Annotated in this window: 10 protein-coding genes; 3 read left to right on the forward strand and 7 right to left on the reverse strand. The window is 72.2% G+C overall.

Annotated features, from left to right (window positions below):
* Position 1 precedes the first annotated feature (1 nt).
* Positions 2-205 carry a DUF1918 domain-containing protein gene (locus tag AC27LF_RS13365; RefSeq protein ID WP_479656530.1) on the forward strand — a complete coding sequence of 68 codons (204 nt, stop codon included), beginning with the start codon at positions 2-4 and terminating at the stop codon, positions 203-205.
* Here the strand turns inward: AC27LF_RS13365 and AC27LF_RS13370 are convergent, their stop codons facing one another.
* The gene (locus AC27LF_RS13370) at positions 206-1,531 is read right to left on the reverse strand and encodes a glycoside hydrolase family 10-like protein (RefSeq protein ID WP_479656531.1); all 1,326 of its coding nucleotides are present in this window, start codon (positions 1,529-1,531) and stop codon (positions 206-208) included.
* Positions 1,532-1,706: 175 nt separating this feature from the next.
* On the opposite strand from AC27LF_RS13370, the gene AC27LF_RS13375 reads away from it, so the two are divergent.
* A complete protein-coding gene (locus AC27LF_RS13375) occupies positions 1,707-2,576 on the forward strand; it encodes a 3-hydroxybutyryl-CoA dehydrogenase (protein WP_479656532.1) in 870 nt (289 codons plus the stop codon).
* A gap of 327 nt (positions 2,577-2,903) precedes the next feature.
* Positions 2,904-3,161 (forward strand): hypothetical protein, encoded by a 258-nt coding sequence (locus AC27LF_RS13380; RefSeq protein WP_479656533.1) that lies wholly within the window; start codon positions 2,904-2,906, stop codon positions 3,159-3,161.
* A 122-nt stretch (positions 3,162-3,283) separates the two neighbouring features.
* Here the strand turns inward: AC27LF_RS13380 and AC27LF_RS13385 are convergent, their stop codons facing one another.
* The 6 genes from AC27LF_RS13385 to AC27LF_RS13410 all read right to left on the reverse strand — a co-directional run bounded on the left by AC27LF_RS13385 (position 3,284) and on the right by AC27LF_RS13410 (position 11,844).
* Positions 3,284-3,814: an NUDIX hydrolase gene (locus AC27LF_RS13385; RefSeq protein WP_479656534.1), complete on the reverse strand. Its 531-nt coding sequence runs from the start codon at positions 3,812-3,814 to the stop codon at positions 3,284-3,286.
* 57 nt (positions 3,815-3,871) lie between these two features.
* Positions 3,872-5,212 (reverse strand): NsdA family TPR-like regulatory protein, encoded by a 1,341-nt coding sequence (locus AC27LF_RS13390; RefSeq protein WP_479656535.1) that lies wholly within the window; start codon positions 5,210-5,212, stop codon positions 3,872-3,874.
* Between the two features lie 195 nt (positions 5,213-5,407).
* Positions 5,408-6,514, reverse strand: a complete 1,107-nt coding sequence (locus AC27LF_RS13395) for a PP2C family protein-serine/threonine phosphatase (protein ID WP_479656536.1) — start codon at positions 6,512-6,514, stop codon at positions 5,408-5,410.
* 337 nt (positions 6,515-6,851) lie between these two features.
* Positions 6,852-9,413: a phenylalanine--tRNA ligase subunit beta gene (pheT, locus tag AC27LF_RS13400; protein WP_479656537.1), complete on the reverse strand. Its 2,562-nt coding sequence runs from the start codon at positions 9,411-9,413 to the stop codon at positions 6,852-6,854.
* Positions 9,413-10,537 (reverse strand): phenylalanine--tRNA ligase subunit alpha, encoded by a 1,125-nt coding sequence (gene pheS, locus AC27LF_RS13405; RefSeq protein WP_479656538.1) that lies wholly within the window; start codon positions 10,535-10,537, stop codon positions 9,413-9,415. Before pheS ends, pheT begins: the two co-directional genes overlap by 1 nt.
* A 170-nt stretch (positions 10,538-10,707) precedes the next feature.
* Positions 10,708-11,844 (reverse strand): sensor histidine kinase, encoded by a 1,137-nt coding sequence (locus AC27LF_RS13410; RefSeq protein ID WP_479656539.1) that lies wholly within the window; start codon positions 11,842-11,844, stop codon positions 10,708-10,710.
* Positions 11,845-11,917: the final 73 nt, after the last annotated feature.

An 11,917-nucleotide genomic window follows, 5' to 3' on the forward strand; every position in this document is an offset into this window, starting at 1 on the left:
GATGCGTGCAACCGTGGGCGACCAGCTTGTCCAGCACGGCAGGGTGGTCGGCCAGCACGACCAGGTCTCGGAGGTCGTCGAAGTGATGGGCACCGAGGGCAACCCGCCCTACCGCGTGCGCTTCCCGGACGGCCACGAGGCCGTGATGGCTCCCGGCCCCGACTGCGAGATCCGTCACCGGAACCAGGAACCCCAGGCCCACTAGTCAGCGCGGGGGATACGCCGGCCGCCGGTAGTGGTCGGCGACGACCCGCGCCATCGCCCCGATCGGATCTCGCGCCAGGTCCCGGGCGGAGAAGAAGACATGCCCGCGCACCTGCGCGTGCCCGGCGGCGAGGGTAAGGTGCCGGGACAGCTCGGCCGGGTCCTGCCACTCGGCGGGCTGCCCGGCGGCACCCGCCTTGTACAGGGCCTCGCCGATGTACAGGCGGGTCCGGGTGCCCTCGGCGACCTCGGACCACCAGCGCACGAGCCTTGCGTAGTCGGCGACGGCGAAGCCGATGTTCCAGTACAGCTGCGGGACGATGTAGTCGATCCAGCCCCCTGTGACCCAGGTGCGGGTGTCCGCGTGCAGGTCGTCGTACGTCTGCACGCCCGCCCGGGTGTCCGAGCCGCGGCTGTCGCTCGACGCGTTGCGCCACACCCCGAACGGGCTGATCCCGAACTGGGTGCCGGGCCGGATCCGCCGGATCCGGGCGGCCGTCTCCCGCACCAGCTTGTCGATGTTGTCGCGGCGCCAGGCCGCCCGGTCGGTGAAGCCGCCGCCGTACGCGGCGTACGCGGCGTCGTCGTCGAAGCTCTCCCCGGCGACCGGGTACGGGTAGAAGTAGTCGTCGAAGTGGACGGCGTCCACGGGGTACCGCGCCACCGCGTCCAGCATCGCGTCCTGCACGAAGGCGCGGACCTGCGGCAGGCCCGGGTCGTAGTACAGCCTGCCGCCGTAGCGCACCACCCAGTCCGGGTGCCTGCGGGCCGGGTGGGAGGCGGCCAGCCGGGCGGGGTCGGCGTGCAGCGCGATCCGGTACGGGTTGAACCAGGCGTGCAGTTGCAGCCCGCGGGCGTGCGCCTCGGTGACGGCCGTGCCCAGCGGGTCCCAGCCCGGGGAGCGGCCCTGGGTGCCGGTGAGATACGCGGACCAGGGCTCGTGGGGCGAGGGCCACAGCGCGTCCGCGGTCGGCCGGACCTGGAGGACGACCGTGTTGAGGCGGTCGCTGACGGCCCGGTCGAGGTGGGCGATCAGCTCGGCGCGCTGGGCGGCGGCGGTCAGGCCCGGACGCGAGGGCCAGTCGTGGTTGTCGACCGTCGCCAGCCACATGCCCCGCATCTCGGTGGAGGCCCGACGCGGTGCCGTCGCGCCGCCCGGCGCCGGCGCACCACCCGACGCCGGCGCACCACCCGGCGCGGGCGCACCACTTGCCGCGGGCGCACCGCCACTTGCCGAGGGCAGGCCACCGGGTGCCGCCGCGGCGCCCGGTGCCGTCACCAGCGTCGACAGCGCCACCGCGAACGCCCGGCGTGAGACCGGCCTCATCTGCGCACCCCCGTCCACCGCGGATCCATGGCGTCGCCCGTCACGGATCGTCCCGGGGCCCAGGATGCCCCGCCCCGCGCGATCGATCATCGATACTTGGGAGTAACGTGCACGATCGGAGCAGGCGCGCGATCCGGAGGCGCCGCGCCGACCGTGGACCAGCGAAGGGGACGATGTGACGGGCAGCTCGGATATCGCACGTGTCGGGGTGGTCGGGTGCGGTCAGATGGGGGCGGGCATCGCCGAGGTCTGCGCCCGCGCCGGTCTGGAGGTCAAGGTCGCGGAGACCACCGGCGAGGCCCTGGAGATCGGCCGCACCCGGCTGTTCAACTCCCTGGCCAAGGCCGCCGAGCGCGGCAAGATCAGTGAGGCGGAGCGGGACGCCGCGCAGGCACGCCTCGGCTTCACCACCGACCTCGGCGAGTTCGCTGACCGCGACCTGGTCATCGAGGCCGTCGTCGAGAACGAGCAGGTGAAGACGGAGATCTTCCAGGTGCTCGACCAGGTGGTGACCCGGCCGGACGCGATCCTCGCCTCCAACACATCCTCCATCCCGCTGGTGAAGCTGGCCGTCGCCACGGGCCGCCCCGATCAGGTCGTCGGCATCCACTTCTTCAACCCGGCCCCGGTACAGCAGCTCGTCGAGCTGGTCCCGGCGCTCACCACCTCCGAGGGCACGCTCAGCCGTGCTCAGCTGTTCGCCGAGAAGGTGCTGGGCAAGCACGCCATCCGCGCCCAGGACCGGTCCGGCTTCGTGGTCAACGCGCTGCTCGTGCCCTATCTGCTGTCCGCGATCCGGATGTTCGAGTCCGGCATCGCGGGCCGCGAGGACATCGACAACGGCATGGAGCTGGGCTGCGCCCACCCGATGGGCCCGCTGAAGCTGTCCGATCTGATCGGCCTTGACACCATCGTCTCCATCGCCGACTCGATGTACCAGGAGTACAAGGAACCTCTGTACGCCGCTCCCCCGCTGCTCCAGCGCATGGTCGAAGCGGGCCGCCTCGGCCGCAAGTCCGGCTCGGGCTTCTACACCTACGGCTGACCCACCCGAACACCGCCGCGCACGGCCGGAACGGTTCGGCAATTGATCATCGAACCCGCGGGCCTTGGACCACGACCCCGTAGCCGCGCTTGGACGGAGCGGCTGATGTGGCGGTCCTGTGGCGCGGCGCCGGTTACCCGGAGCGACGTTGTGTGGGCCCGGCGCCGGGTTCGGGGCCGGGCCCGTGGGTTTCACACGGCGTGTGCGCGCCGGACCCGCATATGCACCTCGCACACGCTCCCCTCGCGCCCACCAGGCGAGTTGACTCCTCATGCGCATGCAAGGGATGCGGAACACCCCCGTTCGACTACGGAAAGGAGTGGACCCGTGACCGCCGATCCGAAGCATCCCGTGGTCCATGGAGAACTCGCAGAGTTACGGCGCCGCCTCGACGTGGCTTACGCCCGTGTCGAGGGAGGTCTGGCGCTGCTCAGTCATCGCACCGAGGAGACCGCCAAGGAGCTGGACGAGCTGAACACCCGTATGTCCTCGTTGGAGCACGCGCGCTGGCCGGTCTCCTCGGTAGCCGCGCTCACCTCCCTGGGAGCCCTCGTAGTGACCGTCTGGCAGGTGCTGGCCCGCTGAGCAGGTCCGGTGAAGTCCGCTGCGGTTCGACCGCGCCCCGAAGGGGCGCGGGGAACTGCGCGACCAGCCACGACGGCGCCGCAGACGACCGACGGCATGTCGCGGCATTTCCAGCGGAGCGCTTAGCCGAGCCTGAGGTGGTGCAGGAGGAGTAACGCCGCCGCCATGTTGGCGGCCGGGACCTCTCCGCGGGCGACCATGTCGGGGACGAGCTTGAGGGGGACCCATTCCCGGCGGTCCGACTCGAAGTCGTCCACGGGGTGTCCGACGTACTCGCCCTCGTCGGCCCAGTAGACGTGGTGCCGGGCGTCGGTGAGGCCGTTGGACGGCTCCACGCTCATGAGATGGTGCAGGGGCCCCGGCCGCCAGCCGGTCTCCTCCTCCAGTTCCCTGGCGGCCGCGCGGGCGATGTCCTCGCCGTCCTCCACGACTCCCGCCGCGAGTTCCCAGCCCCAGCTGTCCGTGATGAACCGGTGGCGCCACAGCAGAAGGACCTCGTTGGCCTCGTTCACCACCGTGGCCACGGCCACGGGCCGCAGCCGGATCAGGAAGTGGTCCAGGTGCCGGCCGTCGGGCAGTTCGACATCTGCCAGATTGACGCTGAACCAGCGGTTTGCATACACAGTTTGTTCGTTCTGTTTCGTCCACTGCACGGTTCTGCCACCTTCCGCCGAGTAAGTGGCAATATCGCAGCAGTGGCTGGGACTGGCCTACAGCGGTACGCGCAGCGCCCCGTCGATGAGTTCGGCGGCCTCGGCGGTTCCGGCGCAGCCGCTGCGGGCCAAGTGCTCGCGCACCGCACGCAGTCGGTCGCGCAGCCGCTGGGACTCCATTCCCCGTGCCTGCTCGGCCATCTGCACCGCCGTGGCCACCGCGGTGTCCGCATTGCCCTGCCGCAGTTCGATGGTGCTGAGCATGGCCAGCCGGTGCACCCGGCCCCGGTCGTGGGCCGGGTTTCCCACGGCGGCCGCGGCATGCTCCCGGGCCGCCGCGAGTTCGCCCAGACTGAGCAGTGCCTCCGCCACCTGCACGTTGACGAGGCCCGGCTGGACATAGCCGGTCTCGTCGGGTTCGTAGCCGCGGCGGATGCGTTCGGCGGCCGTCTCGGCCCGCCGGATGCAGGACAGGGCGCTGGTGGCATCGCCCAGATGTGCGTACGCCTTGGCCTGCATCGCGTACAGGTCCGAGGCCAGCGCGGGGGTGATGTGCTTGCCCGCAGCGCGCAGCGCGGCCTCGGCGAAGGCGACGGCCTGCCGGTACTCCCGTACGAACAGCGCCTGGTTGACCAGGAGCGCGATGACATACGCCCCAAGTCCCCGGTCCCCGCTGGCCTTTGCCAGCCTGAGCGCCTGGTGGAAGTAGCGCTGGGCGAGCCCGTGCGCGTCGGAGTCGTAGGCGCAGATGCCCGCGATCGCCACCAACCCGCCGGTGGCCCGGTGCACTTGGCGGCCGGTGGCGTCGGTGTAGCCGCCGCGCAGCAGCGGCGCCGCCTCGGCGTTCAGGAAGCCGACGACGCGGCTGCGGGTCGCGATGCCGCCGGCCTTGCGGTACATCTGCTCGTAGTGCGCGCGGGCGGCGCGCAGCATCTCGATGTCCGCCGCGGTGACCCGGTGTCCGCCGCCGCGTGAGACGTCCACGTCCTCGGGCGGGTTCTCCCACTCCCATACGGGCATCACCGCGGGCGTGCCGGTGACGGCGGGCGCGCCGAGCACGTGCGGACGCTGCTGTTCGTCGGAGCGCCACAGCGCCGTGGCCCGTTCCACGAAACCGGACAGCGAGGTGCCGTGCGGTCCTGCGGGTTCACCGGGGACGCCGAGGCCGATGTCGTCGAGCGTGACGGGCCGGTGCAGCCGGGCGGCCAGCACCTCGCAGATCAGGTCGGGCACCTGGCCGCGGGGCCGCTGGCCCTTCAACCAGCGTGCGACGGCGGTGTGTTCGTAACGGAGCGCGAGGCCCCGCGCCCGGCCCGCCTGGTTGACATGGGCGGCAAGGCCGGCGTGCGAAATGCCCGCCTCGTCCAAGATCGCGTCGAGCAGAGTGTTGGGCTGCATGAATGCCCCCCGGGTGGCCTGGTGTGGTCAGCGTAGTGCGTACGGGTTCACACGGGGTGTGAACGGAGTGCGCGAATCCGGGCGGTACGCGCACTGTCGCGGAGCGTGTTCACCCGGTTTCACTGACATGCCTCGCAAGAGGCCGGCCGGGCCGCCTGCTCCCCCTCGTACCGTGCGGTGGCCTGGCCGTGCGGCCTAGGGGGGTGCCGCCAAGGACGCGTTGTCCGCGGCGGGTTGTGGCGGGTCGGCGGCGCGGTTCCCCGTGCCCGTGGGGGACGCGCCGCACTTCGCCCTTCCCGTCCCGTTCCGGAGGACCAGTACGGCGATGTCGTCCGCCGGGCTGCCCGCGGTGTGCCGCAGCAGGGACGTGAGGACCGTGCGCACGACCGTCCGCGGGGAGACCGGGTCGTCGCGGGCCGCCTCCGTGAGGATGCTCGGCAGCGGGAAGAAGCGGCCCCGCGCGTCCCTCGCGTCCTCCGCTCCGTCCGTGTACAGGACCAGGGATTCGCCGGGGAGCAGCCGACCGCGGAAGGCGGGGTCCACCTCGCGCGGCAGCGGGAACGGGCCGAGCGGCGGCAGGGGTTCGGCGCGGGTGAGCTGCGTCACGCCGTGGTCGCCGAGCCGGTACGGCCATGGATGGCCGCAGCTGAGCGCCCGCAGTTCGCCGTCCCGGCGGACCTCCAGCAGGAGCACCGTGACGAACTCCTCGGCGACCGGGGTGTCGGGATCCCGGCCGGCCGCGGGGTGCTCGGCGCGGGCCCGCTCGCGCAGGTGCCGGTCCAGGGCCCGGTCAAGCCGGCGCAGCACACAGCCGAGTTCCGGCTCGTCGTGCACGGCCTCACGGAAGCTGCCGAGGACGGCCGCGACGGTGGCCAGGGCGCCCAGACCGTGGCCGCGTACGTCGCCCATCACCACCCGGACGCCGTGTTCGGTGGCGATCGCCTCGTACAGGTCGCCGCCGATGGCCGCGCCACGGTCGGCGGAGAGCTGACCGGCGGCGACGAGGAGGCCGTCGAGGCGGGCGGGCGGAGGACGCAGCAGCACGCTCTGCGCGGCGCCCGCGACCCGGCGGGCCTGCCGCAGCTCACGCAGCAGGGCCCGACGGGCGTGGATCATGAGCCCGGTGCCGACCGCGAAGAACACGGCGCAGGTGACGATCCGCGCGCCGAGGCCGGTCCGCTGGGCGAGCGGGCAGGCCAGCTTGTACAGGATGGCCGCGCCACCCCAGAGGGTGGGCAGTGCCAGGGCGCGGGCGCGGCGCACACCGCGCCGCGTGGGTGCCCGCGCCTTGAGACGGATCATGCCGATGCCCCCATGGAAGCCCTGCCAGAGCAGACGGACCGACCCCGAAAGGCCGGTCCGATTCTGCCGACGACACGCCCCAAAAACCCCAGTTCCCCCCACCCCCCACCCAAACGAGTGAGCCCCCCGCGCCCCAAAGGGGCGCGGGGAACGGCGCGACCAGCCACAACACACCCGCAGACGAAAACGGCGCGTCACCCCCCAAAGGGGCGCGGGGAACTGCGCGAGCAACCACAACGCAAGCCGCAGACAAACGACGCCAGCACCCCCCAAAGGGGCGCGGGGAACTGCGCGAGCAGCCACGACGCAAGCCGCAGACGAACGAGGGCCCGCCCCGCTAGGCCCGCAGCACCGCGCCCGTGCGCTCGCCCGCGAGGGCAACCGCCGCGTCCCGTGCGGCCGACGCCTCGTCCACCGTCAGCGTCCGGTCCGCCGCGCGGAACCGCAGCGCGAACGCCAGCGACTTCCGGCCCGCCCCGAGCTGTTCGGCGTTCTCGTAGACGTCGAACAGCCGGATGGACTCAAGGAGTTCACCCGCTCCCTGGCGCAGCGCGGCCTCGACGTCGGCGCTCGGCACGCTCTTGTCGACGACCAGCGCCACATCCTGGGTGGCCACCGGGAAGGTCGAGATGCGCGGGCTCGTCACGAGTCCGGCGCCCGCCTGCTCCAGCGCGTCCAGGTCCAGCTCCATCGCGCAGCTGCGCGCGGGCAGGCCGAGCGTCTTGAGGACACCGGGGTGCAGCTCACCGGCGTACCCGATGACCCGCTCGGCGCCGTCCACGACGACCGCGAGTTCGGCGCAGCGACCCGGGTGCCAGGGCCCGTACTGTCCCTTGCGGACGATCAGTTCGGTCCCGGTCTCGCGGGCGAGCAGCCGCGCGGCCTCGACGGCGTCCGCCCAGTCGGCCGGGCGGCCCTTGCCCCACCAGCCGGCCTGCTCGCGGGCGCCGGCGAGGACGACGGCGGCGTGCCGCGGCTGCTCGGGCAGCGCCTCGGTGAGCGAGGCGATCTCCTCGTCCGTGGGACGCCGGTCGACGGGCAGCCGTACGGCGGTCGTGCGTTCCTCGCGCGGTGAGGTCTCCCCGGTGCCGGCCACGTCGTCGGCCCGGGGGTGGAAGACCAGCCCGGTCTCGAAGAGCGCCAGGTCGTGCGAGCCACGGCCGTCGTTGCGGCGCAGCGCGCCGAGCAGGCCCGGCAGCAGCGTCGTGCGCAGGGCGGGCTCCTCGTCGGAGAGCGGGTTGACCAGCGTGACCACCCGGCGGTCGGGGTCGTCGGCCGCGAGGTTGAGCTGGTCGAGGACCTGCTCGCCGATGAACGGGTAGTTCAGCGCCTCGACATAGCCGGCGCCGGCCAGCGCGCGGCCGATCCGGCGGTGCAGCCGCTGCCGCTCGGTCAGGCCGAGGCCCGCGGGGGGCTTGGGCAGGGTGGAGGGCAGGTTCTCGTAGCCCTCCAGGCGGATGACCTCTTCCGCCAGGTCGTTCGGGTCGGTGAGGTCGGGCCGCCAGGACGGGACGGTGACGATCAGCTCGTCCTGCCCGTAGACGTCGCAGCCGATCTCCTGGAGCCGGCGCACGACCGTCTCCCGGCCGTAGGCGACGCCCGCGACCCGGTCCGGGTGGTCGGCCGGGATGGTGAGGGTGCGCGGCGCGGACGGCGCGATGACCTCGGTGACACCGGCGTCCGCGGTGCCGCCCGCGAGCAGCACCAGCAGGTCGACGGTGCGCTGGGCGGCGGCGGACGCGGCCTGCGGGTCGACGCCCCGCTCGAAGCGGCGGGACGCCTCGGAGGACAGCTTGTGCCGGCGGGCCGTGCGCGCGATGGAGACGGCGTCGAAGTGCGCGGCCTCGACGACGACTTCGGTGGTGGTGCCGTCGGTGTCGTCGATCTCGGTGTGGGCGCCGCCCATGACGCCGGCGAGGCCGATCGGACCGCGGTCGTCGGTGATGACCAGGTCCTGCGCGTCGAGGGTGCGGGTGGTGCCGTCGAGGGTGGTCAGCTGCTCGCCGGCCGCGGCCCGGCGCACCCCGATGGTGCCCTGGACGCGGGAACGGTCGTAGGCGTGCAGCGGCTGGCCCAGCTCCAGCATCACGTAGTTGGTGACGTCGACGGCCAGCGAGATCGGGCGCATGCCGGCCTTCTGGAGGCGCCGCTTGAGCCAGATCGGGGAGCGGGCCTCCGGGTCGAGGCCGGTCACGGTGCGGGCCGTGAAGCGGTCGCAGCCGAACGGGTCGGCGACCTTGACCGGGTAGCCGAAGGCGTTCGGGGCGGGCACGTCGAGCAGTGCCGGGTCGCGCAGCGGCAGGCCGTAGGCGATCGCCGTCTCGCGGGCGACGCCGCGCAGGGACAGGCAGTAGCCGCGGTCGGGTGTCACCGCGATGTCAAGGACCTCGTCGACCAGCTGGAGCAGTTCGATGGCGTCGGTGCCGACCTCGTGCTCCGGGGGCAGCACGATGATGCCCTTCGAACCTCCCCCAGACTCCGACCCCCAGTCGCCCATGCCCAGCTCGTCGCTGGAGCAGATCATGCCGTGCGAGACCTTGCCGTAGGTCTTGCGGGCGGCGATCGCGAACCCGCCGGGCAGCACGGCGCCGGGAAGGACCACGACGACCTTGTCGCCGACCGCGAAGTTGCGGGCGCCGCAGACGATCTCCTGGGGCTCGCCGGTGCCGTTGGCCTGGCCGACGTCGACCGTGCAGAACCGGATCGGCTTCTTGAAGCCCTCCAGTTCCTCGATGGTCAGCACCTGGCCGACGACGAGCGGCCCCTTGAGGTCGGCGCCCAGCTGCTCGACGGTCTCCACCTCAAGGCCGACCGAGATCAGCTTCTCCTGGACGTCGCGCCCGGTCTCCGTCGCCGGCAGGTCGACGTACTCCCGCAGCCAAGAAAGCGGGACCCGCATCAGATCTCCATCCCGAACGGCCGGGTGAACCGGACGTCACCCTCGACCATGTCTCGCATGTCTTCGACGTTGTGGCGGAACATCAGCATTCGTTCGATGCCGAACCCGAAGGCGAAGCCGCTGTACTTCTCGGGGTCGACGCCGCAGGCGGTGAGCACCCGCGGGTTGACCATGCCGCAGCCGCCCAGCTCGATCCAGCCCTCGCTGGAACAGGTGCGGCAGGGCCGGTCGGGGTTGCCGACGGACTCGCCCTTGCAGACGTAGCAGAGCATGTCCATCTCGGCGGACGGCTCGGTGAACGGGAAGTAGTTCGGCCGCAGCCGGGTCTTCATGTCCGCGCCGAACAGGGAGCGGACCATGTGGTCCAGCGTGCCCTTGAGGTCGGCCATGGTCAGGCCCTCGTCCACGGCCAGCAGCTCGATCTGGTGGAAGACCGGGGTGTGCGTGGCGTCCAGCTCGTCGGTGCGGTACACCCGGCCGGGACAGACGATGTAGACGGGCAGCTCACGGTCGAGCAGGGCGCGGACCTGGACCGGCGAGGTGTGGGTGCGCAGGATCACACCGGACTCGCCGTCATCGCCGTCCGGGCCCTGGACGAAGAACGTGTCCTGCATCTGCCGGGCCGGGTGGTCCGGGGTGAAGTTCAGCGCGTCGAAGTTGAACCACTCGGCCTCGACCTCGGGGCCCTCGGCGATCTCGTAGCCCATGGACACGAAGACGTCGGCGACGCGTTCCATCATGGTGGTCAGCGGGTGCCGGGCGCCGGCCGGTACGCGGTCGTACGGCAGCGTGACGTCGACCGACTCCTCGACCAGGACGCGGGCGTCGCGTTCGGCCTCCAGTTCGCCCTGGCGGGCGGCGAGCGCCTTGTTCACGGCGCCGCGGGCCTGGCCGACGCGCTTGCCTGCGTCGGCCTTGGCGTGTGGGGGCAGGGCGCCGATCTCGCGGTTGGCGAGGGCCAGCGGGGAGGCGGGGCCGGTGTGGGCGACCTTGGCCTCGTGGAGCGCGTCGAGGGAGTCCGCGGCGGCGAAGGCGGCGAGCGCCTCGTCCCGCATGCGCTCGATCTCTTCCGGTTTCAACGCCTCGACCTCGACAGGGTCGTACGACTTATTGGGTGCCGACATCTCTTCCCGTGCTTCCGATTGGCTGGCTGATGGTCCCCGTCACCGGCCCGTGGACGAACCGTCACCGTTACCCGGGACTGCTGTCCCGCTCCTTGGGACACAAAGGTGCCAAAGGCCGAGTCTAACGGGGTCGGGGAAGGCGAATGCGCCCGTGGGTTCTCGGCGCGCGCTCAGAGCAGGTGTGCCGGGGTGCCCACGGGCAGGGTGAATCGGAACTCGGCGCCGCCGCCGGGGGCCCGGCCGACCGTGATGGTGCCGCCGTGGGCCTCGACGATGCCCTTGACGATATAGAGCCCGAGGCCGGTGCCGCCGCGCTTGCTGCCCCGCCAGAAGCGGGTGAAGACGCGGTTCATGGACTCCTCCGGGATGCCGCTGCCCTCGTCGCTCACCGTGACCGACGTGCCGGCGTCCTCTCCTTCGCGGGGGGACGCGGCGGGCGTGACGTCAATGGTGACGGTTCCCTCACCGTGCCGCACGGCGTTTTCGATGAGGTTGCTGAGCACCTGGTCGACCTTGTCGGGGTCGGCCCACAGGGCGGGCAGCGGCTGCTCGATGCGCAGCAGGAACCGGTCGGCGGGCTGTCCGGCGGCGACGTACGCCTGGATGTGGCGCCCCACGGCCGCCCCCATGTCGACGGGCTGGCGGCGCACCTCCAGCCGTCCGGAGTCGATGCGGGAGATGTCGAGCAGTTCGGCGATCAGCCGGGTGACGCGGTTGGCGTCCGCGTCGACGGTCTCCAGCATCAGCCGCTTCTGGTCGTCGGTGAACCGCTCCCACTTGGCGAGCAGGGTGGCGGTGAAGCCCTTCACGGAGGTGAGCGGGGAGCGCAGCTCGTGGGCGACGGTGGCGATCAGCTCGGCGTGGCTGCGTTCCGTGCGCCGCCTCGCCTCGGTGTCGCGCAGCGAGACGACGACACGGCGGATGGGACCGGTGGGCTCGCCGCGCACGTACCGCGCGGAGACCAGGACCTCCCGGCCGCCGGGCAGCAGCAGATTGCGTTCTGGCTGGCGCACCCGGATGGAGAGGCCGCCGTAGGGGTCGGTGAGCTGCCACCAGCGGCGCCCCTCCAGGTCTTCTAACGGCAGGACCTTCTCCAGCCGGCGGCCGAGGGCGTCCTCGGGGCGTACAGCGGTGATCCGGGCCGCCGCCGCGTTGAAGCAGACGACGATGCCGTGTTCGTCGGCGATCACGAGGCCGTCGGGCAGTTCGTCGGGGTCGATGCCGCGTTCGGCGAGAGAACCGTGCCGGGGCGCGGGTGGCCGCCGTACCTCCCGCCCTCCCGGCGCACTGCTCGTGCCGACGCTCATCCCCGCACTCCACCTCTCAGTCGACGTGGGGCACCTCGCTGCTCCAGCGAAGCCGTGAGCTTGGGGGAAAGCC

Source organism: Streptomyces diversicolor (assembly GCF_057537855.1).